This window comes from Cystobacter fuscus DSM 2262 (assembly GCF_000335475.2).
In the GTDB taxonomy this organism is placed as follows: Bacteria; Myxococcota; Myxococcia; order Myxococcales; family Myxococcaceae; genus Cystobacter; species Cystobacter fuscus.
Genome location: NZ_ANAH02000022.1, coordinates 20,560 through 44,969, shown reverse-complemented (window position 1 = coordinate 44,969; position 24,410 = coordinate 20,560). Strand labels below are relative to the sequence as shown.

The 24,410-nt window shown below is 69.1% G+C and carries 17 protein-coding genes; 5 read left to right on the top strand and 12 right to left on the bottom strand.

All coding sequences use genetic code 11. The features are described 5' to 3' along the window. Window positions 1-57: 57 nt before the first annotated feature. Both D187_RS31180 and D187_RS50630 read right to left on the bottom strand, forming a co-directional pair. Window positions 58-1,467 carry a cytochrome P450 family protein gene (locus D187_RS31180; RefSeq protein WP_002629587.1) on the bottom strand — a complete coding sequence of 470 codons (1,410 nt, stop codon included), beginning with the start codon at window positions 1,465-1,467 and terminating at the stop codon, window positions 58-60. A gap of 19 nt (window positions 1,468-1,486) precedes the next feature. Further along, a complete protein-coding gene (locus tag D187_RS50630) occupies window positions 1,487-2,008 on the bottom strand; it encodes a MarR family winged helix-turn-helix transcriptional regulator (RefSeq protein ID WP_002629586.1) in 522 nt (173 codons plus the stop codon). A gap of 248 nt (window positions 2,009-2,256) precedes the next feature. Here D187_RS50630 and D187_RS31170 point away from each other — a divergent pair, with 248 nt between their 5' ends. Further along, on the top strand, window positions 2,257-4,932 hold the full coding sequence (locus tag D187_RS31170) for a carboxypeptidase regulatory-like domain-containing protein (protein WP_002629585.1): 2,676 nt from the start codon (window positions 2,257-2,259) through the stop codon (window positions 4,930-4,932). Between the two features lie 50 nt (window positions 4,933-4,982). Here the strand turns inward: D187_RS31170 and D187_RS31165 are convergent, their stop codons facing one another. Both D187_RS31165 and D187_RS31160 read right to left on the bottom strand, forming a co-directional pair. Then, a complete protein-coding gene (locus tag D187_RS31165) occupies window positions 4,983-7,292 on the bottom strand; it encodes a di-heme oxidoreductase family protein (protein WP_020918403.1) in 2,310 nt (769 codons plus the stop codon). Window positions 7,293-7,587: 295 nt separating this feature from the next. Then, the gene (locus tag D187_RS31160) at window positions 7,588-10,314 is read right to left on the bottom strand and encodes a bifunctional acetate--CoA ligase family protein/GNAT family N-acetyltransferase (RefSeq protein WP_043432293.1); all 2,727 of its coding nucleotides are present in this window, start codon (window positions 10,312-10,314) and stop codon (window positions 7,588-7,590) included. Between the two features lie 151 nt (window positions 10,315-10,465). On the opposite strand from D187_RS31160, the gene D187_RS31155 reads away from it, so the two are divergent. Further along, on the top strand, window positions 10,466-11,179 hold the full coding sequence (locus D187_RS31155; protein WP_002629581.1) for a hypothetical protein: 714 nt from the start codon (window positions 10,466-10,468) through the stop codon (window positions 11,177-11,179). A gap of 54 nt (window positions 11,180-11,233) precedes the next feature. Here D187_RS31155 and D187_RS31150 read toward each other — a convergent pair whose 3' ends face one another. The 4 genes from D187_RS31150 to D187_RS31135 form a co-directional block, all read right to left on the bottom strand. Beyond that, on the bottom strand, window positions 11,234-11,776 hold the full coding sequence (locus D187_RS31150; protein ID WP_002629580.1) for a hypothetical protein: 543 nt from the start codon (window positions 11,774-11,776) through the stop codon (window positions 11,234-11,236). 53 nt (window positions 11,777-11,829) lie between these two features. Further along, the gene (locus tag D187_RS31145) at window positions 11,830-12,843 is read right to left on the bottom strand and encodes a HEAT repeat domain-containing protein (protein WP_002629579.1); all 1,014 of its coding nucleotides are present in this window, start codon (window positions 12,841-12,843) and stop codon (window positions 11,830-11,832) included. Beyond that, window positions 12,840-14,021, bottom strand: coding sequence for a HEAT repeat domain-containing protein (locus D187_RS31140; RefSeq protein WP_002629578.1), 1,182 nt, complete (start codon window positions 14,019-14,021; stop codon window positions 12,840-12,842). The genes D187_RS31145 and D187_RS31140 overlap by 4 nt, the downstream gene beginning before the upstream one ends. Before the next feature lie 112 nt (window positions 14,022-14,133). Beyond that, entirely contained in the window at window positions 14,134-15,018 is an 885-nt protein-coding gene (locus tag D187_RS31135; RefSeq protein WP_002629577.1) for a hypothetical protein, read from the bottom strand. 305 nt (window positions 15,019-15,323) lie between these two features. Between D187_RS31135 and D187_RS31130 the strand changes: the two genes are divergently transcribed. Then, window positions 15,324-16,112, top strand: a complete 789-nt coding sequence (locus tag D187_RS31130; RefSeq protein ID WP_002629576.1) for an alpha/beta fold hydrolase — start codon at window positions 15,324-15,326, stop codon at window positions 16,110-16,112. Here the strand turns inward: D187_RS31130 and lepB are convergent. Continuing rightward, window positions 16,102-16,779: a signal peptidase I gene (lepB, locus tag D187_RS31125; protein ID WP_020918402.1), complete on the bottom strand. Its 678-nt coding sequence runs from the start codon at window positions 16,777-16,779 to the stop codon at window positions 16,102-16,104. The two genes, D187_RS31130 and lepB, sit on opposite strands and share 11 nt — an antisense overlap. 120 nt (window positions 16,780-16,899) lie before the next feature. Here lepB and D187_RS31120 point away from each other — a divergent pair, with 120 nt between their 5' ends. Then, window positions 16,900-17,484 carry a DJ-1/PfpI family protein gene (locus tag D187_RS31120; RefSeq protein WP_043432290.1) on the top strand — a complete coding sequence of 195 codons (585 nt, stop codon included), beginning with the start codon at window positions 16,900-16,902 and terminating at the stop codon, window positions 17,482-17,484. Window positions 17,485-17,490: 6 nt separating this feature from the next. On the opposite strand, the gene agmC is transcribed toward D187_RS31120, so the two are convergent. From agmC to D187_RS50625, 3 genes are read right to left on the bottom strand one after another with little or no spacing between them, the layout of a single operon-like run. Further along, a complete protein-coding gene (gene agmC, locus D187_RS31115) occupies window positions 17,491-19,521 on the bottom strand; it encodes an adventurous gliding motility protein AgmC (RefSeq protein WP_051256630.1) in 2,031 nt (676 codons plus the stop codon). A gap of 36 nt (window positions 19,522-19,557) precedes the next feature. Further along, window positions 19,558-21,414, bottom strand: coding sequence for an OmpA family protein (locus tag D187_RS31110; RefSeq protein ID WP_002629572.1), 1,857 nt, complete (start codon window positions 21,412-21,414; stop codon window positions 19,558-19,560). Further along, window positions 21,411-22,226, bottom strand: coding sequence for a cytochrome P450 family protein (locus D187_RS50625; RefSeq protein WP_155893715.1), 816 nt, complete (start codon window positions 22,224-22,226; stop codon window positions 21,411-21,413). Before D187_RS50625 ends, D187_RS31110 begins: the two co-directional genes overlap by 4 nt. Before the next feature lie 299 nt (window positions 22,227-22,525). On the opposite strand from D187_RS50625, the gene D187_RS50620 reads away from it, so the two are divergent. Next, window positions 22,526-24,409 (top strand): ATP-binding protein, encoded by a 1,884-nt coding sequence (locus D187_RS50620; protein ID WP_002629570.1) that lies wholly within the window; start codon window positions 22,526-22,528, stop codon window positions 24,407-24,409. The last annotated feature ends 1 nt before the right edge of the window (window position 24,410 follow it).

The window sequence follows — 24,410 nt, the reverse complement described above, 5'->3', positions numbered from 1 at the left end:
GGCCTCCTCCACCGCGTCCCCGGGTGGGCGGACGCGGGTGGGGTGCCGGGGCGCTGACTAGAAGCGCACGGGCACCCGGTCGAAGCCGCGCAGGCCGGAGCCGGTGTTCCACCGCAGCGACTCGAAGGGCACCTCCAGGCGCATGCGCGGGTAGCGCCGGAACAAGGTCTCGAAGGCGATCTGCCCCTCCAGGCGGGCCAGGGGCGCGCCAATGCAGATGTGGATGCCCTTGCCGAAGGCCAGGTTGCGGTGCGCGTTCGGACGGGTGATGTCGAACACGTCCGGGTTGGGGAATTGCTGGGGATCGCGGTTGGCCGACGCGAGTCCCACCGACAGCTTCTCCCCCTGGGGCAGGTGCGTGCCCGCCAGCTCCATGTCCTCCTTGATGATGCGCGGCGTGGACATGTAGTCGACCGGGCCCCAGTAGCGCAGCGTCTCCTCGACCGCGCCCTTGGAGAGGTGGGTGGGGTCGGCCAGGAAGCGCTCGAGCTGATCCGGATGGGTGAGCAGCGCCACCACGCCGCTGCCAATCAGGTTCACGGTCGTCACGTGCCCGGCGAAGAAGAGGATGAACACCATGGACACCATCTCCTGGTGGTTGAGCTTGTCCCCTTCGTCCTGGGCGTGGACCATCTGGCTGATCATGTCCTCGGTGGGCTCGCGCCGCTTTCGCTCGAACAAGCCATCCAGGTACCGGGCGAACTCCCGCAGGCTGCCCCGCCGCAGCTCGTCCATCGCGGCGTCACGCCGATCCGCACCGAGCAGGCTCTCCGCCCAGCCGTGCACCTTCTGCCGATCCTCCTCGGGAATGCCGAGCATGTCGCTGATGACGGTGATGGGCATCGGGTAGGCGAACGTGTGGAGCAGATCCATCCGGCGCTCCCCCTCGCGCTCTCCGCGCTCGGCGGCCGCGCGCTCCACCTGGTCGAGCAGGGTGTCGGCGATGCGCTGGACGCGCGGCCGGAGCGTCTCCATGGTGCGCGCGGTGAAGTTGGGTTGGACGAGCTTGCGCAGTCGCGTGTGGTCGGGCGGATCCAACATCAGCAGGCTGTAGGCGAGGGGGCGGATCTCCTCGGGCATGTACTGCAGGTTCGCGCGCTGTTCCGGCGTCAGGGACGTGCGGAAGTCGGACGAGAGGCGATCTTCGAGCAGCGCCTCCACCACCTCGTCGTAGCGGGTCACGAAGAGGCGCTCCTTGGCCGGGTGGCTGCCGGACTCCGGCCGCTTCGCGCCCCCCGGAAGCACCGCGTCCGCGAAGCCGTGGCCGAACGAGGTGCGCACGATGGGGGCCTGGGCTCGCAGGTCCGCGTAGGTGGCGTACGCGCGGGCGAGGAACTCCGGGTTCTCCTTGTCGAGGAGCGCGGGGCAGCGCGGCGCCTCGCGCAGGGCCTTCATGGGGCAGGTGGCCTGGGGCGTAGGCCCACTCTCCGCCTGCGTCTTCTGTTCGTTCACGGGATTCGTCGCCATGGTGTCTTCCTCGTTGGTGTCACTTGCGTCTTGCCTTCGGCTTCTTCACCGGCTCCTCCTCGTCGAGGAGGGCGGGCGGCGTGCGCTCTTCCAGGGAGAGCAGCGCCCGCTCCACCAGTTGCATCGAGCGGCCCAGCTCCTGGAGTTGCTCCGGGGAGGCGCTCGCGAACTGGGCGGTCAACTCGGTGGCCAGCGCCTGCTGGACCTCCAGGCTCACCGCGAGTCCGTTCTCCGTCAGCACCAGCCGGAAGCGCCGCCGGTCCGTGGGTTCGGCCTCGCGCCGCACGTAGCCCTGACGCTCCAGGCGATCGAGCAACCCCGTGACCACCGCGGGCGTGACGCGCAATCGGCGCGCCAGTTGTCCTGGTGAGGACTCGCCTTCCCGGAGCGCGTAGAGCACGCCCAGCTGGCGCAGGCTCAAGTCCCGGCCCAGGTGGTTGGCCTGCATGCTCGCCACCGCCCACCGGTACAGCCGGGGAATGAGCTGGAGCGCCTGGAGCGCGTACGCGTTGGCGGGCTGGGAGGTCAGGGTCTGGCGCATGGGCCTGGCGTCTCGTGATGGGTTCGCCTGCATCCGGTGTTTTACCTGGCAAAAGGTATGACAGGCAAACCACTTCCCGCCAGGGAATGTTCGTGCCTGGTGGGTGGGGAGGGGAGCGAACCGTGTGTTGGAAGAAGAACGACGGGGGGACCTCCAGGGGCCGTGGCCCTCGCCGGGGAGGGTGGGGGGCGCTGGGCGGAATCCCTCTCCGGATAGAGTGGTGTCCTCTCTGGGGGCGGACATTGGGTATGCGCAGCCTCACGCTCGTGGTGGTGGCCATGGTGGGAGTGATCCTCCTCCTGTGGCTTGGACTCTGGGGAAGCGCGGACCTCACGGAGGGTGACGCCCCGGCTCCGCGGCCGGAATTGAAGAGCCGGGCGGGTCTGATCCTGCAGCCAGAGAGCCCCGAGGACGAGGGCGCGCGCGGTGATGCGGAGGCGGGCAGTACGCCGCCGCTGGCCGAGCCTCCCACGGAGGATGAGGGGGTGCTGGAGGTGGAGGTGCTCGCGGACGGGCGTCCAGTCTCCGGAGCCGACGTCCGGTTGTACTGGCGCGGCGCGCGGGACCGGGGCCTTGGCGAGGTGGCGTGGCGGCTGGCGAGCACCGGCACCACGGATGCTCAGGGCCGGGCATGGCTCGCCTCGCGGCCCGGGGCCTATCTGGTCGCCGTCCATGCCGAGGGCCGCGCCGTGTCGTGGCGGGTGGTGCGCCCCTATGGCGAGGCGCGCACGAACCTGCGCCTCGAGTTGGCGCCGGGCCACTCCCTCACCGGCCGCACGGTGGTGGCGAGGACGAGTGAGCCGGTGCCCCGGGTGGAGCTCGTCCTCACGGCGTATGGCGGGCTGCTGGGCGATGGCTTGGGCCCCGAAGCTCCGCGCGAGGAGCAGGTGCACGCCATGAGCAACGAGCGGGGAGACTTCCACATCGAGGGGCTCTCCGCGGGATCCTACCTGCTGGAAGCGCGGGCCCCGGGGCGGGCGCCCAAGGTGCTGGACAAGGTGGTGCTCCCCGCGGCGGCGCCGCTGACGGTGGCGTTGGAGCGGGCGGGGGTGATCCAGGGCTTCGTCGTGGATGCCCAGGGCCAGCCCGTGGCGAATGCCGAGGTGCGGGTGAGCGGGCCCTCTCCCCAGCCACTCACCACGGACGAGAGAGGCGGCTTCTCCGCCGAGGTGAGCACCGGCGCCTATCTTCTTTCCGCGCGGCACGGGACCGAGGCGGGCTCGGTGGACAAGCCCCTCTTCGTGTGGGCGGGGGAGGCGGTGCGGGACGTGCGGATCCGGCTCGAGCCGGGGGCGACACTGGAGGGCCGGGTCCTCGCGTGGTCCACGGGCTTCTCCGTGGAGGGGGCTCGTGTGAGCGTCCGCCGCGCGGGCCATCGGGGAGACGCGGCAAGCGGGGTGACGGACCGCGCGGGATTGTTCTCCCTGAAGGGCCTGGCCGCCGGCGGCACCTACGAGCTGGTGGTGGATGCGCCAGGCTATTCGCGGCTCACGCGCCGGGGGTTGATGGTGGCCGCGGGTGAGCGCTTCCCGCTCAAGCTCAACCTCAAGGGCACGGGCACGGTGGAAGGCCAGGTGCGGGATGCCGCCGGAGCGCCGTTGCCAGGCGTGTGGGTGCAGGGGGGCTCGCGTTGGGCGGGCAGGTGGGGGCGCACCAACGCCGATGCTCGCACCGACGCCGAGGGGTACTACCGCATCCAGGGAAGGGACATCGGCCGCGAGTTCATCGCCTTCCTCCCGGAGGGCGTGGACGTGGGGCTGGGCCAGCCCGTGGACGTGAAGGCAGAAGAGACGACCCGGGTGGACTTCACCTTTCAGGGGGCTGGCACGCTCGAGGGCGTGGTGCGCACGGCGCGGGGCTCGCCTCCTTCCGTGCCATTGGAGGTGGCGGTTCAACCGAAAGGACCCGCATCTTCCTCTGTCTTCCATCGGAGCGGCTGGTCCCGGCTGGATCCCACCGGGCGCTTCAAGGTGGTGTTACCGCGGGGCTCCTACGATGTGCATGTCCTCTCGGATGCAAGCTATCTCGGCCGCCAACCCGTCTGGCCGAAGGTGGATGTCGAGGCGGGACGAACCATGCAGACCGAGCTGCCGTGGTGGGAAGGCTTGGGAGAGGTCCTGCGCATCAAGGGCCTGGTTGTCGAGCCGGATGGGACCCCTTCCCCCGGTGCCAAGCTCCGGCTCTTCATCGAGGAACTCCCGAGCGGGGGCGGCCCGAGTGGCCCCGCGGTCGCGGACGAGAAGGGGCGCTTCCACTTCTCCTTCGTGCTGGAAGGCGAGAAGGCCAGGCGGCTCGTGGTGACCGCGAAGAACGGAGGGCGCGTGGGAGAGGCGCGGCAGGAGGTGAAGCGCGGCGAGCAGCAGGTGGCGGTGACGTTGCGGCCCGAGGCGCCGGTGCGCGGCCGGGTCGTGCGGAGGGATGGCCAACCCGTGCGGGGTTTCGTCCTGAGCATGCAGCTCCCGGAATGGAAGTACCCCTCGGGCTGGGACACCCGCGAGTTTCACGGAGATCGCTTCGAGTTGCCGGACGTGCCCGATGACACCGTGACGCTGGCGGTGCGGACCTTGGAGGGCTCGATCGGGCAAATCCGTCTGTCTCCCGTGGAGCGCAAGGGGGAGGAGGTGACGGTCCTGGTGGGGCCGGCGGCGGCCGTCCGAGGCCGGGTCGTGGATGCCGCCACGAACGCTCCCCTGGCCAGAGCGTTCGTCTTCCTGAAGGAACAGCGCTACCGCGCCTCCAGCACCCGCGCGGATGGGCGCTTCACGCTGGAGGACCTCTCCTCGGGAGAAGGCACCTTGGAGTTCCAGGTGCGCGGACTTCCTCACGGCCATCATCCGGTGACGCTGGTGCCTGGTCAGTTGCTCGATGTGGGGGACATTCCAATCGAGTCGCGTCGGGCTTCCGGCGCCGACAAGCGCCGGTAGGCAAGGCGCCGCCGGGGGAGTGCCCCCCGGCGGCGGAGACGACGGGTGCGTCAGATGCTCTGCAGGAACTTGATCAAGGCGTCGCGGTCCGCGGCGGACATCCTGACGAAGGACTGCTTGGAGGCCTCGGCCTCACCGCCGTGCCAGAGGATGGCCTCGGACAAGGTGCGCGCGCGGCCATCGTGCAGGTAGGCCTCGCCGCCGCTCACGCCCGCCGTCAGGCCGATGCCCCACAGCGGAGCGGTGCGCCACTCCGAGCCCGACGCGTTGTTCTCCGGCAGGCTGTCGGCCAGGCCCGTGCCCATGTCGTGCAGCAGCAGGTCCGTGTAGGGGCGGATCGTCTGGCCGCGCAGCTCGGAGTTCGGGTGGTAGGCGCTCGTGGTGAGGGACGCCTTGTGGCAGCTCGCGCAGCCCGCGCTCTGGAAGAGCGTCTCGCCACGCTGGGCCTGGGTGTCGTTCAGGTTGCGGCGGGCCGGCACGCCCAGCAGCGAGATGTAGCGGACGAGCTTGTCGAGGTCCTGATCGCTCAGCTCGGTGCTGGTGCCCGCGCAGCCCTGCTGCGACGCGCCGCAGTCCAGCGACTTGTAGACGGACGTGGTGACGCCCATGTCGCCATTGAAGGCATCGGCGACCTGGTGGCGCACGCGCGCCAGGCCCGCCTTCCAGCCGAAGCGGCCCATGCGCAGCTCGCCCGTCTGGGGATCCTTCACGTTGCTCATGCGTCCGGAGATGCCGTCGCCATTGCTGTCATTGGGGTCGGACAGGGCGGCGATGGCGGTCTCGGGCACGGCCTCCAGCAGGCCGATACCGACGAGCTGCGGGGTGGCGCGCGCCGAGAAGTGCGTGGGGATGACGTTGGAGAAGCTGTAGGTCGGCTTGCGCAGCTGGTAGGCCGTCCCATCGGCGAACTGGCCACTGGTGGTGGTCCAGCCGGAGATGCGCACGTCGGCCTCGGGCGTGCCGCTGGTGCTGCGCGGCTGGAGCTTGGCGCCAATCTGCGGATCCGCGGTGACGGTGCTTCCGCTGACGCGTCCCACCTTGACCACCATGTTGGTGAGCGTGGTGTTGGTGGCCTGGGGCAGGCCGCGGCCGTTGTTCTTGTGGCAGGCGACACAGGACTCCGCCACGTAGTTGACCCCCAGCTTGCCCACCTGCGTGGTGAACACGGGGTTGCCCGACTCGGAGTGGGTGCCGTCCCCGAAGTGGGTGTGGTGGATGCGGCGGCCCTCGACGAAGGGCTGCGCGTTCACGGGCGCCAGGTTCGTCGCCAGCTGCATGAAGCGCTTGGAGGGCTCGTTCGAGTAGGGGTAGTTGAGCGTGGTCCGGCCACCGCTCCAGGCGGTCTCCGGCAGCGGGAAGGAGTCCAGGGTGGAGCCCACGCCCTCGAACGGGACGATGCCGCCGGTGCCGACGATGTAGAGCATGGTGCTGGAGTAGTAGTTGAAGCGTCCTTCCACCGGCTGCCGCAGGAAGACGCCCACTTCGATCTCCATGCGATCGCCCACCTTGATCGCCCGGCCCTCCTTGGCGTTGTAACCCACGCTGGCGGTGTAATGATAATCATCCGTCGTGCGGGTGAAGGTGCCGTTGTGCCAGTACTCCGCCGTGGTGTTGATGCCCCGGAAGAAGGCGCGGAAGTTGGTGCCCTCATGGGGGTAGGTGGTCGTCATGTTGACCTTGACCTGGGTGCCTCCCTTGGCGACCTCGTCGATGATGTCGAGGTAGAACGTGCGGTTGTTGAAATACAGGCTGAGGAAGTGATCGTATGCCTGGAATTGGGACTCACGGGCATGGCGGTCGCGCACGCGGTCGCCCACGTGGGTGATGATCGCCGTGGACGTGTTCTCCACGAGGACGGGCTCCAGGGCCGTGCCGCTGTTGAACAGGGGCACCACGTTGGTGGTGCCGCCGCCGTCGAAGGTGCCCGAGTCCGGAGTGCCCGCGTCCTGGGGGCCGCCCGCGTCGGGAGTGCCCGAGTCCGGCGTTCCCGAGTCCGGCGTCCCCGCGTCGGGAGTGCCCGCGTCCGGCGTCGCGCTGCCATGGACATACCGGGCCGCCGCCGTGTCATAGGCGCAGTTGCACGCGGTGTCCCAATACGTGAAGTTGTAGTCGACGGTGGCGCCGCTGGTCAGGTTGGTGATGGTATGTTCATTGCGCCCGTTGGTGACCACCATGCGGACGTTGATCTGGCCGCCGTTGTTGACGCGGTAGTGGATGTCCGCCCAGGACGTGGTGTTGATGTACGCGATGGCGGAGGTGCCCGAGCCCTGCACTCCAGATGCGGGGGCCGCGACACCTTCACCCGCCCACAGGCCGGTGACCATCATCGCGACGGCGAGTCCAGTGATTTTGTATTTCATGGTGGTGCTTCGTCCTCCTCAGCCAGGTTGCGCCGAAACCAAACGGATTCCTGCGAAAGCAGAGGAAGAAGAAAAATGATTTTTAGGGTTAAGTCCAGCTATTGAATTATTTTATGAGAATTCAATCGCTGGACGCGGTGCGCAACACAGGGCCCCCCGGGGCTCCTGGTTGTTTCGCAACCGACAAGTCGGTTCGCCCGGGTCCACGTGCTGAATCGTGTCCGCAAAGCCACCGCGGGGGTGCCCCTCCGGTGGGCCGCCATCCCGCTCTCGCGCGGACCGGGGGGAGGAACCCTCAGTCCAGCTTCTTCACGGCCTTGACCATATCATCCCCGAGCTCCCCCTCGTGGATGTGGAAGCCCAGCTTGCGGCAGACGTGCTGCATCGCGCCATTGCGCGACAGGATGTCCGCCACGATGTAGCGCAGGCCCCAGTCGCGGCCCACCGTCACCAGTCGCTGGAGCATCTCCGAGCCCAGGCCCTGGCGCTGCACCACGTCGCTGATGAGCAGGGCGAACTCCGCGGCCTCCGTTCCGGGCAGGCGCGTGAGCCGTCCCACCCCGAGCACCGTACCGTCCGCCCGGGTGGCCAGCAGCGCCATCTCCCGCCCGTAGTCGATGAAGCAGATGCGCGCGAGCCGCTCGTGCGCCACGCGCTGGTCCAGCTTCATCATCCCCGCGTAGCGCAGGAACACCGACTGCTCGGAGAGTGTGTGGTGGAACTCCACCATCTTCGGCTCGTCCTCGGGCCGGATGGGGCGGATGTGCAGCTCCTCGCCGTCACTCGCCCGCCACCGGTCCACGTAGCGCTGGGGGTAGGGGAGGATGGCCAGCCGGGGCAGCTCGGCCTCCGTCACCTCGGGCCCGTGCAGCACCACGCGCGCATCCAGCGCGATCATCCGCTCCTCCGAGACGAGCAGCGGGTTGATGTCCACCTCCTTGATGAGGCGTTGCTCCACCACCAGGTGGCTGAAGCGCACCATCAGCTTCTGCAGAGCCGCCAGGTCCACCGGCTTGCGTCCGCGCACGCCGCGCAGGGCCTCGTGGATGCGCGTCTGCTCCATCATCCGCCGCGCCAGCGTGGTGTTGAGCGGGGGCAGGCCCAGCGCCCGATCCCTGAACACCTCCACTAGCGTGCCGCCGGTGCCAAACAGCAACACCGGCCCGAATTGCGCGTCCAGCCCACTGCCCAGGATGAGCTCGTAGCCGTCCAGCTTCACCATGGGCTGCACCGTCACGCCCTGGAAGGCGTCCGGCTGTCCCATCTCCTCGAGCTTCTGGCGGATGCCGTCGAAGGCCTCGCGCACCGCCTCCTCCGTGCGCAGGTCCAGTCGCACCCCGCCCACGTCCGTCTTGTGGGTGACGTGCTGGGAGTTGAGCTTGACCACCACGGGAAAGCCCAGCGCCCGGGCCTCGCGCACCGCCTCGTCCGCGCTCGACGCCAGCCGGGTCTCCACCGTGGGAATCCCATAGGCCGCCAGCAGCCGCTTGGACTCGTACTCCGTGAGCATCGTGCGGCCCGCGCGGCGTGCCTCGCGGATGAGCGCCTCGGCCTCCTCGCGCCGCTCGGGCTCCTCCGTCAGCACGGGGGTCTCGTACAAGCCCGCCAGGTTGTACGAGTAGCGCCACATGTAATTGAAGATGCGCGCGGCCGTGTCCGGGTAGCCGAACGTGGGAATCCCCGCGTCGTTGAGGATGCGCTCGCCCGCGCTCACCTCCGAGCCGCCCATCCAACTGGCGATGATGGGTTTGCCCATGCGCGCGTAGGGCTTGAGCAACTCCGCCGTCTGCGTGGGCTTCGTCATGTCCTGGGGCGTGAGGATGACGAGCAGGCCATCGCTGTTCTCGTCCGCGCCCGTGACCTTGAGTGCCCGCGCGTAGCGCTCGGGGTCGGCGTCGCCGAGGATGTCCACCGGGTTGCCGTGGCTCCAGGCGGGCGGCAGGAAGGTGGTGAGCTGCTCGCGCGTGGTGTCCGACAGCCGCGCCAACTCTCCGCCTCCCATCACCAGCGCGTCCGTGGCCAGCACGCCGGGGCCTCCGGCGTTGGTGAGCACGGTGAGGCGGCGTCCGTCGGGGCGCGGCTGCCGGGCGAGCACCTCGGCCATGTAGAAGAGGTCCGCGATGGAGTCCACGCGCAGCACGCCCGCGCGGCGGAAGGCGGCGCTGAGCACCTCGTCGCTGCCCACCAGCGAGCCCGTGTGCGAGGCCGCCGCCGCGGCCGCCTGGGCGGTGCGCCCCGCCTTGATGACGATGATGGGCTTGTGCAGCGCCACCGCGCGCGCCGCCGACAGGAACGAGCGCGCGTCGCCCACGGACTCCATGTAGATGAGGATGCTGCGCGTGCGCGGGTCATCCCCGAGGTAGTCGATGATGTCGCCCCAGCCCACGTCCATCATCGAGCCCAGGGACACGATGGCGCTGAAGCCCACGGCCTCGCGCTGGCTCCAGTCGAGGATGGCCGTGAGCAGCGCGCCACTCTGACTGATGAAGGCCACGTTGCCCGGCCGCGCCACGCTCCCCGCGAAGGTGGCGTTGAGCCCGTTGGGTGGCCGCATCACGCCCAGGCAGTTGGGGCCGAGCACCCGGATGCGCGCCCGCCGGGCGAGCTCCAGCACCTCCTGCTCCAGCCGCGCGCCCTCGCCGCCCACCTCCTTGAAGCCCGCGGAGATGATGAGGGCGTTCTTCACCCCCACCTCGGCGCACTCGCGCATCACGTCGGGCACCGTGGCCGCCGGGGTCGCGATGACGGCCAGCTCCACCGGCTCCGGCAGCGCGCGCAACGAGGGCCAGGCGGTGATGCCCAGCACGTTCTTGCGCTTGGGATTGATGGGGTAGACGGTGCCCCCGAAGGGGCTGCTGATGAGGTTCCACAGCAGCGTGCGTCCCACGCTCCCTGGCTTCTCGCTCGCCCCAATCACCGCCACGCTGCGCGGCGCGAAGAGGGCGTCGAGCGGATGGCGGTCTCGCTGGTGCAGCAGGTCGTACGACGGGTCGCTGGGGGGCGGACGGTTCGTCGGATCCATGGCGCGTTTTTGGGCTGCTCCTCCGGGCGATTCAATAATGGACGAACAGCCCCGCCATGGGGCGTTGTCTGCGTGTCAGTTGTCACGTGCCTGGGCGTACCCAGACTCCAGGGAGGCTGGCGTTTCCAGAGGGAGGAGTAGCTTTTCGCGCATGCGCTTCCCTTACTGGTCCATGGCGTTGTCCTTCTTCCTGCCGCTTTCCGTCCTGGCGAATGAGGATCCCCTGACGGAGCTGCTCCCGCGCCTGGCGGCGGCGGAACAGGCGCGCGAGCAACGCAGACAGGGCCGGACCACGCTGGCCACCACGGTGTGGGAAGAGCTCGACGACGAGGGCAAGACGAAGTCCCGCCTGGAGTCCGTGGAGCGCAACGAGTGGCGCGAGGGCAAGCGAGCCTCCACGGTGGTGCGTGCCACGCAGGATGGACAGGACATCACCGAGAAGGTGAGGGAGCAGCGCGCGAAGGAGGAGAAGGCCCGGGCCGAGAGCAAGGAGAAGCAATTCCAGCTCGACTACCTTCCCTTCTCCCCGAGGGAGCAGGGCCGCTACCGCTTCGAGGTGAAGGGCCCGGACTCCCGGCGGCCCAACCTGCTGCGCATCGCCTTCGCGCCCAAGGAGGGCAGCAAGTGCCCGGATGGGCTCGTGGGCGAGGCCCTGGTGGATGGGAGCCGGGGTGAGCTGCTGCGCATCAGCACCCGTCCCACGCAACTGCCGAAGCTCGCGGACAAGGTGGACATCACCTTGGATTTCGATGCGTCTGGAGCGCAGGGCCGGGAGTTGACGCGCATCCTCGCCACCGGCGAGGGCGGCGTGCTGTTCATCAGGCGGCGCGTGCGTTCCACCACGACGTTCTCCTACGCGCCCTGAGCAACGCGTGACCGTTCCGCCCGGCGACGGCGAGCGGAACGGGGCGCGCGGGGTCTACAGCGAGGGGGCGCCGATCACCGTGGTGCAGTTGCCGGTGGTGCCGCAGGTGGTGCCCTTGCTGGTGTACCAGGCGGACTTGCGGGTGCCGTACTGGCGGTTGTCCGCGTGCACGTGGGGACCGGTGGCTTCGCCGGTGCCGCCCACCAGGCCCAGGGCGCAGCCGTCGCACGTCTTCGTGCCGGAGCTGACGTTGGCGTAGATGTGGAGCTGGCGGAACTCCCAGCCGCTGCCGCCGGAGACGACGTAGTAATTGCCCGCGCCGCCGTTACAGGTCGAGCCGTAGCACGCCGCGCCACAGCCGCCGTAGTACTTGTAGGCGAAGCTGCCCGCGAGCATGCCGCGGTGGTTCCACTCACCGCACGTGCCGTTGCTGATGTCGAGCGCCGTGTGGCTGCCGCCGTTGCAGCTGTAGTACGTCGTCGAGTTCACGCGGGCGTTGGGCTCGCAGATGGGGCCCTTGGCGCTCGCCGCGATGGCCACTCCAGCCCAGCCGGCCAGCAGGGCGCTGGCGGTGTACATCACCTTCTTCATGTTCATACGTCCTCCTCGGGGGGGCACTGCGCTGCGGGACTACGGGGGTGAGACAGCCGCTACCTGCGCAGGCGCTCCTTCTCGCGCAGCAACAGGTGCCACTCCTGCAGCCCGAGCTTGAGCGCGGACTGCCAGGCGTCGATCTCCGGATCCATCCCGGGGGCCACGCCTCGCAGGGACTCGAGCGTGGAGCGGGCACCCCCCATGCCCAGCCGCACGAGCCCCTGCAGCGCCGCCTTGCGCACCGCCGGATCCTTCTCGTCGCGGTAGAGCGACACGAGGGCGTTGCGCATGGCGGAGGACTCGGCTCCCGGCACGCCGCCGAGCGCCGTGGCCGCCGCCCCGCGCAGGGCGGGGTCGTCCGAGCGCAGCTGCTGGCGCAACCGCTCCACCGTGTCGTGGCCCACCGCCTCCATGGACACCTCGGACAGCAGCTTCGCGGCCGCCTGGGGATCCTTCGAGGCCAGCGCCGCGGACACGGCCGCCTCGGACACGGTGCGCTCGTGGCCGAAGTACACCTTGGCGCTCTCGTGGATGAGGTTGTCCACCACGGCCTGACGCACCTCGGGGGCGCTGTCGCGGATGAGCTGCTCGTACGTCACCACGCCGCCGTTCTTCGTCATGAGATCCACGGAGCCGGTGCCCCGCAGGCCCCGGATCGCCGCGGCCCGGGCCTTGGGGTCCGCGTCGCCCGACGCGCGGGCGAGCAGCGGCTGCACGAGCGTGGCGTCCTCCGTGAACGAGGACTTGCTGGCGAGCGCCATGCCCAGCGCCTCCAGGGTGTCCGGGTCGCGCTCGTCCTGCACGGCCGCGCGCAGCTCGTCCGCGGGCATGACGCGCGCGGCGGTCTTGAGCCGCTCCCGGGCGTACTTGCGGTAGGCGGGCGAGCCCGATTTCAACGCCACGCGCAGCTCGTCGATCATCCCGGAGAACGAGCACGCCGTCTGCTGCAGGGGCGTGGCGGCCTCGGCGGCGTGGGTGGTGGTGGGCAGCAGCCAGGTGGCCGAGGCCAGGAGCGTCGCGCGCCACCAGGACGCGCGCCTCGCGAGGGCGGAGGGGAGCGGGGAGATCATTGGTGGGGTGCCCCTTCCTCGATGGTGCAGCGGTGGCGCTCCTGGACGCCGAGCCAGATCCGGGCGAAGTCCACGGTGCCCTCGGCGTAGAGCCGTTTGAAGTCCTGGTAGTCCTGCGCGAAGCGCGCGTCCTGTGCGGCCATCTGCTGGAGCAGGGGCAGGGCCTCGGGTCCGCCGGCGCGCACGGCGAAGCGGAAGAGGGCCCAGCGCACGCACTCATCCTTCTCCAGCGGGAAGGCCGTGCGGTAGGCCTCCAGGGCCTTCTGGGGCTCTCCGGTGACGGCGAGCCGGAAGGCGGCCATCTCGCGCACGTCCCGCTCGGGATCCTTGCGCATGATGCTCGCGAGCCGATCCATCGTCTCGTCGCCGATGAGGGGATCCGAGTAGGAGGGCATCTCGAGCGCCAGCAGGCGCACGGCCAGGTCCTCGGACTTCTCGCCCACGTCGAGCAGCTCGTTCCAATAGGGAGCGAAGGTGCCGGTGCGCTCGTAGTCCTCCTTCATCACCCGGCCGATGGTGCGCGTGGCCACCCAGCCCGCCGAGTCCGTGGCCGGCTCCATCGCGAGCGCCTTGAGGCGCTGGATGTTCGTGGGGGACAGGCGCTTCTGCGTCTCCAGCGCGTCCACGGCGGCGGCGCGGGTGCCGAGCTGCGCGCCCGGGTCCTCGCCCATCTTCAGCAGGCGCTCGACCACCTGGGGCTGCTGGACGGCGGGCGCGTGCTTCATCGCCTCCATGTAGACGCCCAGCTCCGGCGGCGCGGACTTCTCCGCCCACTCGAGCACCTGGAGCGCCTTGCCCGCGTCGTTCGCGATGAGCTCCGTGAGCCGCTCCTGGAGGTAGAGCAGCAGATCACTGTCCCCCGCCGCCGCCGCGGCGCTCAGCGCCTGGCGGAAGGTGTCCAGCGAGCCGTTCTTGTCGAACTCCGCCACGCCCTCCCAGCACCCGGGCATGGGCAGGATCTCCTCCTTCGGCTTGCGCTCCCCGGGCAGGGCGGGGCTCGCCGCTCCGGGTGGAGCGGCGGCGGTGGGAGCGCCGCTCGGGACGGAAGACGGCGGGGCCGGCGCCTCCGCGGAGGCACTCCGGGAGGAGTCCGGAGGGCGCGAGATCAGCGCCACTCCGAGGGCGATGAGCAGCAGCACACCGAGGGTGCCGATGGCCTTGGAGATGGGTCGTTGCATGGGCTGAACAGGCTTTACCTGTTAGCACAAACAATTATCATATTCCAAGATTTCTGGAATAAACGGCTTTTCTGCTCTCCGTGTGGCCTGGGCGGACCGGCGGTGTGAGGGATTACTTGCTGCAGCCGCACCAGGGCGAGGCGGTCGTCCGGGCGGCCTGGTCGGCCCAGTACGCCGCGCTGTAGCGCGCGACGGAGTAGCCGCTCAGCAGGGTGGAGCGGTCCTGCTCCGTCAGGGTCTTGTCCGCGAGCGTCTCCTTCTCGAAGGACTTCGTGGCCGCGATCAGCTTGTCCGTGTCGAGGGGCGCGACGGTGGTGAAGTAGCGGGTGAGCCGCTGGCCCACGGCCGCCGTCATCTTTCCGCTCTCCACGCGCTTCTTGATGGAGGTCTCGATGTCCTCGTTCGCGGTCGAGGCGACGAAGTCGAGCGAGTCGTACCAGCCCTCCTTGAACTCGGGCAGCGCCAGGAACTCCTGAGGGGTATTCAACGCCTTGGCCGCGTAATCCCAGAGGGGGCCCTGGGTGCGATCACGCGGGAAGGGGAAGGGGAAGGGGTTGGGGATGCAGCCTCCCGGGCCGATGATGGACACGGAGTTGTCCAGTTCCACGTTGTGGTGCCTGCCGATGTGATCGAACGGGTTGAGGGCGTTGGAGGGATCGCTCGACGCGCGGCTGCCCGCGGACACTCCCTGGGTGGTGGTCGTCGCGGAGGCGGCTTCGACGGAGGCCTGGGTCCCGTAGATGACGGCACCCGCGACGGTCCCGATGACGGCGCCCTCGGGGCCGAAGACGGCGCCGATCGCACCGCCCGTTTGCGCCCCCTCGACCGCTCCCACGATGTCGGCGCCGATGACCCGGATCCACTTCGGCCAGCGCAGGGGCTGGGCGGCGGTGCTCTCGGGCGTGGGCATGGGCTCGGGCTCGGGCGCGGGGCCACAACCCGAGGCGAGGACACAGGCGAGAAGCAGGGAGGAGGGGCGGAGCAGGGTGCGGATCATGGGGGTCCTCTTCTTCCGGGGGAGGGGACCGCGAGGCCGATGCCTCACGGTAGCTCGGCGGACTCGCGGAGCGTGCCCTGACCCCAGAGCAGGAAGCAGGCCAACGCCTGTTTCCCTCTGAGGACGGTGAAGACCGTTCTTCCAGTGTTGTCTGGAGCACCACAGCTTCCAGGTACACTGTTGTTTTTCAATTCACGACCGGGCTCCGGGCCTGGGAGTTCTGGCGCTCGCCCACGGCATCCGGAGTCCTCGCCGGGCCCCGTGTAGCCTCGGGGGCACGCGGGGGTGGAGTAGCGTGGGGCTCCATGCCCATCGCCGAACTCAACCACCAAGGCATCTACTTCGAGGACTCTGGCGGCCCGGGTCCCGTGCTCATCCTGGGACATGGCTTCCTCATGGACGGCCGCATGTTCGACGCGCAGGCCGAGGCGCTCGCCCCCGAGTTCCGCGTCATCCGCTGGGACGCCCGGGGCTTCGGGCGCACGCGGTGGGACGGCCAGCCCTTCAGCCTCTATGACTCCGCCGCGGACTGCATCGCGTTGCTCGACCACCTGGGCATCCAGCGGGCGGTCGTCGGCGGCCTGTCCCAGGGTGGCTATTGCGCCCTGCGCGTCGCGCTGCGCTACCCCGAGCGTGTGCGCGGCCTCGTGTTGATGAGCACCAGCGGAAGCATGGACGGAGAGCAGGGCCGTGCCGGCTACCGGCAGGTGCGAGACCTGTGGGGGACTCCCGGCGCCATGGAGAACATCCTCCAGCTCTATTCGCGGGTCATCATCGGCGACTCGCGCTTCCTCAGCCCCTGGCTCGAGCGGTGGCGCCAGACGCCCAAGGCCGCCTTCGTCGCCGCGACGAACAACCTCCTCGAGCGGGATGACATCGAGCCCCGGCTCGGGGAGATCCGCTGCCCGGCCATCGTCTTCCATGGCCTCGCCGACGCGGCGATTCCCGTCTCCGAGGCACAGGTGCTCGTCGACGCCCTCGGGGGTCGCACGCGCTACGTTCCCATTCCGGGCGCCGCGCATGCGCCCACCCTGACGCATCCGGAGCTGCTCAATCCACCGCTGGTGGAGTTCATGCGGGAGTTCAGCGGGTGAGGCGCGGGTCGAGGCCGGTGCCTTCCTCCGGGATCAGCGGCAGCCACCAGCGCTCCCCGGCGGAGAGCCCCTCGCGCTGGCTGTAGACGACGGCCACCGCCCGGCCCAGCAGGTTCTCTCGGGGAACGAAGCCCCAGTACCGGCTGTCGGCCGAGTTGCCCCGGTGGTCTCCGAGGACGAGGTATTGCCGCGCGGGCACCTTCACCTCGCTCAGGGGCGGGCCCTGGTCCGTCTCGGGGTGGATCGGGTGGAGGGCGCCCGGGAGGAACTCGAGGCGCGCGCCGTCCGGGGTGAGCTGTTGGGGGATGCGCTCGCCATTGAGCAGGAGCGACTCGCCGTCGAAGGCGATCCGGTCACCCGGCACACCCACCAGCCGCTTGACCATGACGCGTCCATCCACGGGCGAGTCGAAGAGGATGACGTCACCGCGCTGGGGTTCGTTCTCGGTGAGCCAGAGGTGGGTGAGCGGAACGCGCAGGCCATAGGCGCGCTTGTCCACGACGATGTGATCCTTCACCTGGAGCGTGGGCTCCATGGAGCCGGAGGGCACGTGGTAGTGGTCGGCGAGGCTGGCCCGGCCGACGAGCAGCAGGAGCAGGGGAGAGAAATCGACGAGGAGCTTCATCCATCGGCCGCGGGCGCGGGGTGCTTCGGCGGGGCGTTGCATGGGGCCTCCAGGGCGGATCGGAGCGCCCTACGCGTGAAGGCGTCGCCCATTGCCCAGGCCCTGTTTCCGGGCGGTATGATTCCGGACGATTCACCCCCAACCCCCAACCCGGAGAAGACGATGGCTCAAGGCAAGAAGCTGCTGATGCTGGTGGGCGACTATGTGGAGGACTACGAGGTGATGGTGCCGTTCCAGGCCCTGCAGGCCGTGGGGCACACCGTGCACGCCGTCTGCCCGGAGAAGAAGAAGGGCGACTTCGTGCGCACCGCGGTGCATGACTTCGACGGGGCGCAGACGTACAGCGAGAAGCCCGGGCACAACTTCATCCTCAACGCGACCTTCTCCGAGGTCGATGCCACTCAGTACGATGGTCTGGTGGTTCCCGGAGGCCGGGCGCCGGAGTACCTGCGCCTCAACCCGAAGGTGATCCAGGTGGTCCGCCACTTCGGGGAGACGCGCAAGCCCATCGCCGCGATCTGCCATGGATTGCAGATTCTGGCGGCGGCGGGAGTGCTCGAGGGCAAGCGTTGCACGGCCTACCCGGCCTGCGGCCCCGAGGTGACGCTGGCTCGGGGGACCTTCGTCGAGGTGGCCGCGGATGACGCGGTGGTGGACGGCAACCTCGTGACTTCGCCGGCCTGGCCCGGCCACCCGCGCTGGATTGCGGGCTTCCTGCAGGTGCTGGGCACCCGCATCCAGCACTGAGTGGTGTTAGTGGGTCTGGCTCTGGCGGCGACGCCGGAGCCCGGCCACGAGAGCGCCCAGGCCCAGCGCGATCAACGAGGCGTCCTGCCCCGAGGCCGAGCACCCGCCGATGCCATCTCCGAGCAGCGAGAGATCCGCGACGGTGATCTGGAACTCGTGGACAGCGGGGGTGTCATCCCGGTTGCCGGCGCGATCGACGGCATACACCTGCACCGTGTGAGGGCCATCGGGCAGGTTGCTGAAGGTCGTCGATGGATTGCAGGGGGTGAAGTCGGCTGCCTCATCGAGCTTGCACAGGTAGGTCACGCTCTCTTCCGGCGAGCCGAACTCGAACGCCACGTCGCGCGCGCGCGTGAACCGCCCAGGCTGGGTAACGAAGTTGGTGTCCGGGGGCGTGATGTCCACGGTGAAGGTGTCGGGCACGCTGTTGAGGCTCTGCACGGCATCGATCGCCGCGATCGCCACCACCGAGTGGGGGCCTTCAGGCAGGTCCTTGGTTAGGTCAAGGGTGTAGTGACCCGCGGCGTCAGTGGTGACCCGGCCGACTTCCTGTCCATCCAGGTAGACGATCACCGGAGTGTTGGCCCGGGCCGTGCCCGTGATGGTGGGACGGACGTTGTTGATGAAGCTGCCGTTATACGGACTAACCCTGGTCACGGCCGGAGGCGCGGGGATGATGAAACCGTACTTCAGCTCGTCGGCTGGAGTGGTGCCGCCCGGCGTCGCGCCATACGTCGCGTCATTATTAGGAGGAGCCGAGGAATCCTTCTGGTTTCCGGGTGAAGACCCCGTCGTGTCGAGGGCACAGGGGCTTCCCGGGTCGGCCTGGAACAGAACGTGTCCGCCGCCCCCTCCACCTCCGGGCCCCACACGGAAGGCGTCCGATGCGCCCCCGAGACCGCCCGTCGCGGCAATCTTGCCGCAGGTGGCGGCTCTGACAATCCGCACGTAGATGGATCCACCCGCACCGCCTCCACCTCCTCCCTCAGTGGTGTTCGCACCACCCGCTCTCCCCGATGCGTCGATGAGGCCGCCGCCCGAGAGCTGGCTGGCTCGAAAGAAGACGATGCCTCCGCCCGCGCCACCCGCGCCGGCTTGGGAGACGCCATACCCGGCTCCTCCGCCTCCGCCGAACGTGAGGTGTCTCAAGAAGGCATCGGAGGTCGTCCTGTTTCCATAGGAGAGCGCCGCGCCTCCCCGTCCTCCCACGTCGCGTCCGCCGTTGTCAGTCGAATCCGAACGTCCTCCCTGGCCACCGAGTCCGCCATTGCCTCCGCCGCCACCCCCTGACTTGAAGCAGACGGCGCCTCCCGCACCATTGGCCGCGTTGCCGCGACCGGTGTTCGAGCCAGTGCTGTAGTGGCTGGCACCTGCAATACCCTCACCCTTTCGTGCGCCCAGGGGGGCTGCCTCATCCAAGTCAGAGCAGCCCTTGGCCGTGGGATCACCAGGGATGAACTGGCCTCCCCGGAACCCAAGGCCGCTCGCGTCGATCACTCCCCCGTTGTTCACCGTCTCTTTGGCCAGGAACGCGATGAACCCGCCCGTGGCCCCATCCCAAGCCGGGGCTGTGATGCTCCCGGTAATGGTGACCTGGGTGTACTCCGGCACCCGGATGACCTGGGTCTCGTTCACCGCGTAGGCATGGATGAGCGGCTCCGTCAGCGTCAGCCGATCAGCCTCCACCGAGGCCAGACGTGCGAACTCCCACTGCCCCACGGCGTTGTTGCTCAAGTCGATGGGGGTTTGCGACCCCGACGCGGGCGCGGGCTGGAGGCCCGTGGCCTGGTACACCAGCACCAGATCTCCCGCTAAGAAGCATGCCGGGTCTCCCCTGCAGGCTCCGATCTGAATGGACGTGGCCTGGGCCACCAGCGGCGCGGTCACCTGGGCGTAGCTGTTGATGATGGTGTTGGGCGTGGACACCGTTTTCGGTCCGTTACGTCCCTCACCCAAACCGATCGTGTCCGCCCCGGCCATCGCCGTGGTCGAGCCGAGGCCCAGCGCGCACACGGCGGCGGGGAGCCACTGCTTCATGAATGGATTCCTCATGACTTTTGATTCCCTCGGCTTCTACTTGTGCTCTTCGTTGACGATGGTGAACACCACGCGGCGGTTGGCCGCGCGGCCTTTGGCGTTCGTGTTGGGCGCGATGGGGCGGTCGGGTCCATAACCCTTCGCCTGCAGCCGCGAGGCCTCCACGCCCTTCTCCACGAGGTAGGTCTTCACCGACTCCGCGCGCGCCAGCGACAGCTTGCGGTTGGCATCGGCGTTGCCCACGGAGTCGGAGTGGCCCTCGATGACGATCTGCTCGATCTCCGGGTGCTGCTGGATGATCTTGGCGATCTGACTGAGCATCTTGAACGAGCGCGGCTTGATGACCGCCTTGTTGGTGGCGAAGTAGACCGACTGCTTGATCTTCAGCTGGTCCTTCTGGATCTCCACCAGCTGCTCCTGCTGAGCGGGGCAGCCCTGGTTGCTGGCCAGACCCTTCTCCGTGGGGCAGTTGTCCAGGTGGTCCGACACCGTGTCGCCGTCCGTGTCCTTCGCCGGGCAGCCGCGCAGCTCCACCAGACCCACCTGCGTCGGGCAGGCGTCACGCTCGTCCACGACGCCGTCGCCGTCCGTGTCCTTCACCGGGCAGCCCTGGCGCGAGGCCGGGCCCGTCTCCCGCGGGCACTTGTCCTGCTCGTCCGGCAGCCCATCACCGTCCGTGTCCTTCACCGGGCAGCCCTGGCGCTCGGCAGGACCCGGCTCGGTCGGGCACTTGTCCTCGGTGTCGAGGACTCCGTCTCCGTCCCGGTCCTTCGTGGGGCAGCCCTGGAACTCGGCCGGACCCGGCTCCTTCGGGCACTTGTCCGCGCTGTCGACGATGCCGTCGTTGTCCGTGTCCCGCACCGGGCAGCCCTGGCGCGCGGCCGGACCCGGCTCGTTCGGGCACTGGTCCTCGCTGTTGGGCACGCCGTCGCCATCGTCGTCGCGCGCGCCGCCCCGCTCGATCTCCGGCTCCATTCCGCCAAAGGCCACGCCGAGCAGCGCCCGGAAGAAGGGCGTCCCCGTGGTGTCTCCGAAGCCCGGGCCTCCCAGGGCGTAGAACTCCGCCGAGGAGCCCAGCGGCATCCGCAAGCCGAGCAGCACTTCCAAGGACTTCTGCTGCTGGGTGAGCGGAATCGTGCCCCGCACGTTGAGCTCTCCGCGCAGCCCCTTGCCCGTGGTGGCGACCACCGCGCCCAGGCGCACTTCGTTGCCCAGCTCGTCCTGGACGGCGCCGTCGTCGATGAGCACCTGCGGGGGCCGCACCAGCACGCCCGCCTCCACGCCCGCGCGCAGCCCGCCGAAGCGCCGGCCCAGTGACAGCTTGGGCGAGATCCGGAAGGCGTTGTCCCGGGAGAGCGTGTCCACGCTGCCCACCGGCAGCCCCACGCCCAGCTCGAGCGCCAGGTCCAGCGGGGCCTCGCGGCGCTGCGCGAACAGTCCCACGCGCACCTGCGCCGAGGGCGTGCCCAGGCCCGTCGTGGCCGGCGTGCCGATGCCCCGGCCGCTCAGGTCATCTCCGCGCTGCCAGGCCACCAGGGGCAGGTGCGCGCCCAGCTCGAGCCAGCGCAGCGGCGTCCAGGCGAGCAACAGGTGTGCGGTGGCCCGGTCTCCCACCACCGCGCCCACCGGACTCATGTCCGAATACAGCACGAGGGGGTTCTTCTCGTAATGCCCCGCGACCGAGAGGCGGAAGGCGCCTCCGGGCAGCAGTTCACCGGTGCCCATCACCAACGAACCCCGGCCGTTGGGGTTCAGTTCCAGGCGCTCCAATTCGAAGCTCACCAGGCCCTTGGGTTGGGCGGATGCGAGGGCGGCGATCAGCCCGGTGGCGACGGCGGACAGCCGCATGTACCCCAACCGTCGCGTGGCGAGGGTCGGCTTCGCGTGACTCATGGATTCTCCGTATCGGGTCGATACATTCCTGGCGGAAAGCAGGGAGGCGCGCTGTCGTGCTGCGGCTTCAGGGCCGCTCGTGCGGTGAGCGCCGCGCATACGACATGCCAACACGGGCGTGCATCTCTCCTCTGCTCTGCCATCGGCTCAATCCCCCCCTCTACCGTCAAAAGCGGATCAGGCGCAAACAAACAGTGCCTGAATTCCCGCAACTCGTCCTTCTCTGTTTCCGGGAATTCCAATGAGGGAGGCATGATCCAACAGTTCTGGATCCAAACCGTGCATCGGGCAACGGCCCGGCGATCTCCCCCGTTTTCGCGCTTTACGTTCCGGCGCGGGGGTCGAAGTGCACCGGCAGGCTCAGGGGGCCTCGCGCGATGTACGACTGGGACCAGGACACCTCCTGCCGCCTCCAATCCCTCCCCGCGCTCGGGAGTGGGGTGGCACGCGGGAACGCTGAGCAGATCATCCGCCCAGACGCGCATGCGCGGCCACAGCTCCGGCTCCAGGCCGAAGAAGAGGTTGAGCACCCGCACCGGCAGCCGCAGGGAGAACGCGGCGACGAAGTCCACTTCGCGCCGCCGCACCACCGCCTCGGCGAACTCCTCCGCGATGGCGCGAACCCGGGCCTCCAGCCGCTGGAGGGCGGCCCCGCTGAAGGCCCTGCTCACGAGGCCGCGCAGCCGGGTGTGCTCGGGCGGATTCTTCATCACCAGCGAGGCGGCCACGGGGTTTCGCTCCAACCAGGGCGGCAGGAAGCTCCGGCCGAGCCCCACCGACGAGAAGCGCCGGGTGTCCTCGAGGACCGCCACCACGTCGTCATGGCGGCTGACGGCCCACATTCTGCGTGCCACCCGCGGACCCCTCGTCCCTCCGAGGAGCGGTGACTCCGTCTCGACGAGGGGCCTCAACGGTGCTCCCCCCATCCCCCTTGGTATGGACCAGACGAGCGATGGCAGGCTGGCCTGGCTCTGTCCACTGCTGGACATGTCCATGCGCTATCCTCTGACGGGGGGTTCGCGGCGAGCGCGACATCAACATGGCGAGCACATCCGATTCGAAGCACGTAGGCTCCGGTTCATCCACGTCATCGGGGCAAGGGGGGACGCGAGTGGGGTACCTCTGGCTCACCTCCCTGCTGGACGCGTTCCTCTCGGATGCGCTGCGCAAGGCCCCCCCCTCGGAGTTGCACCGCCAGCGGGTGTTGATCGCCGCCTGCCTGTTCGCGCTCCCGTTCGGGGTGTCGTACCTGCTGCTCGTGCCCTTCACTGCCGCGGAGGTCCCCACGCTCCTCTTGAGCGGGTGCTACGCCGCGACGCTGCTGCTGGCGCGCAGGGCCCGCTCCTTGACCGTGCCGGCGATGTTCATGTGCCTGTCCATGGTGGTGAGCTACGTGGTGTCCATCTTCCTGAGCTCCCATCCCGAAGGGGGGTTCCACGCCTCGAGCATGCTGATTCCCGCGTTCGCGGTGTATCTGTTGGGACCCCGCCTGGGTCTCTTCGTCACGGGCTGTCTCGCCGTGTGTCTGGGCCTCCTCCATCCGATGTACCGGGTGCGCTTCACCCCTGGTCTCACGGCCATCCCCTTGGATGAGTTCACGGTCATGTGCGCCTCCGCGGCCGTCTCCCTCCTGGGCTCGTGGGTGCTGAGCACGCTGCACAGCACCTCGCGTGACACCGCCCACGACGCGCTCGAGCGGACCCTGGCGACCCTGCGCGAGAGCGAGGGCAAATTGAGCAGCCTCATCGAGAGTTCCGATGACCTGGTGTTCTCACTCGACACCCAGCTGCGGGTCATCACCGCCAACACGGCGATGCGCCAGTTCTACCGGCGGATGCAGGGACAGGAACTCGTTCCCGGACGGCGCTTCTGCTTCCCACGCACTCCAGAGCTCCAGTTGCAATGGGACCCGCGGTTCAACCGGGTGCTCGCGGGGGAGCGCCTGCGCTTCGAGCAGGAGGAGCACTCGGAGGAGCCCTTGGAGGACCCCGTCCACGTCGTCCTGGACATCTCCATCAGCCCCATCGTGGGGGAGCAAGGCCGCGTGATGGGGCTGACCGTCTCCGCGCGGGACATCACGGCGCGCAAGCTGGCGGAGGCCCGGCTGGGTGAGATGCACCGCAGCCTGGTGGATGTCTCTCGCTACGCGGGCATGGCCGAGGTCGCCACCGGCGTGCTGCACAACGTGGGCAACACCCTCAACAGCGTCAACATCTCGGCGGGCATCCTCAACGAGCAGCTGCGTCACTCGCGCCTGTCCGGCCTGCGCAAGGCCGCCACCCTGCTGGGGCAACACTCCGAGGAACTGGAGTCCTTCCTCGCCACGGATGCGCGCGGCCAGCGGCTTCCGGGCTACCTGCTCGCGCTCGCGGAGGAACTGGAGAAGGAGCGCGAGGTGCTGCGCCACGAGGTGGGGGCGCTGAGCGAGGGCATCGAGCACATCAAGTCCATCGTGGTCATGCAGCAGCAGTACGCGCGTGCCGGCGGAGTGCTGGAGCGGTTGCCGGTGCCCCAGCTCATCGAGGAAGCCCTGCGCCTGCATGCCGGATCCATCGAGCGCCAGGGCATCCACCTCGTGCGGGAGTACGCCGACGTCCCCCCCATCCTCGTGGACCGCCACAACCTGCTGCAGATCCTCGTCAACCTGCTGAGCAACGCCCGGCACGCGCTCATGGAGAGCAAGATCTCGGACAAGCGTCTGCGCATCCGCATCCGCCTGGGCGGCGGAGGCGACCAGCTCGTCATCGAGTTCTCCGACAATGGCGTGGGCATCGCGCCGGAGCACCTGGCACGCCTGTTCTCCCAGGGCTTCACGACGAAGAAGCACGGACACGGCTTCGGGCTGCACATCAGCGCGCTGGCGGCCACCGAGATGCACGGGCGTCTGTCCTGCTCGAGCACCGGGTTGGGGCATGGGGCCACCTTCACGCTGGTGCTGCCGGTGGAGGGCCCCCGCGAGAACCAGCGGCCCTCCCATTCGCTCGAGTTGTCTTGAG

Coding starts and splice junctions, on each gene's coding strand:
- D187_RS31180 (WP_002629587.1), bottom strand. CDS start 1,467: ATGGCGACGAATCCCGTGAACGAACAGAAGACGCAGGCGGAGAGTGGG.
- D187_RS50630 (WP_002629586.1), bottom strand. CDS start 2,008: ATGCGCCAGACCCTGACCTCCCAGCCCGCCAACGCGTACGCGCTCCAG.
- D187_RS31170 (WP_002629585.1), top strand. CDS start 2,257: ATGCGCAGCCTCACGCTCGTGGTGGTGGCCATGGTGGGAGTGATCCTC.
- D187_RS31165 (WP_020918403.1), bottom strand. CDS start 7,292: ATGAAATACAAAATCACTGGACTCGCCGTCGCGATGATGGTCACCGGC.
- D187_RS31160 (WP_043432293.1), bottom strand. CDS start 10,314: ATGGATCCGACGAACCGTCCGCCCCCCAGCGACCCGTCGTACGACCTG.
- D187_RS31155 (WP_002629581.1), top strand. CDS start 10,466: ATGCGCTTCCCTTACTGGTCCATGGCGTTGTCCTTCTTCCTGCCGCTT.
- D187_RS31150 (WP_002629580.1), bottom strand. CDS start 11,776: ATGAACATGAAGAAGGTGATGTACACCGCCAGCGCCCTGCTGGCCGGC.
- D187_RS31145 (WP_002629579.1), bottom strand. CDS start 12,843: ATGATCTCCCCGCTCCCCTCCGCCCTCGCGAGGCGCGCGTCCTGGTGG.
- D187_RS31140 (WP_002629578.1), bottom strand. CDS start 14,021: ATGCAACGACCCATCTCCAAGGCCATCGGCACCCTCGGTGTGCTGCTG.
- D187_RS31135 (WP_002629577.1), bottom strand. CDS start 15,018: ATGATCCGCACCCTGCTCCGCCCCTCCTCCCTGCTTCTCGCCTGTGTC.
- D187_RS31130 (WP_002629576.1), top strand. CDS start 15,324: ATGCCCATCGCCGAACTCAACCACCAAGGCATCTACTTCGAGGACTCT.
- lepB (WP_020918402.1), bottom strand. CDS start 16,779: ATGCAACGCCCCGCCGAAGCACCCCGCGCCCGCGGCCGATGGATGAAG.
- D187_RS31120 (WP_043432290.1), top strand. CDS start 16,900: ATGGCTCAAGGCAAGAAGCTGCTGATGCTGGTGGGCGACTATGTGGAG.
- agmC (WP_051256630.1), bottom strand. CDS start 19,521: ATGAAGCAGTGGCTCCCCGCCGCCGTGTGCGCGCTGGGCCTCGGCTCG.
- D187_RS31110 (WP_002629572.1), bottom strand. CDS start 21,414: ATGAGTCACGCGAAGCCGACCCTCGCCACGCGACGGTTGGGGTACATG.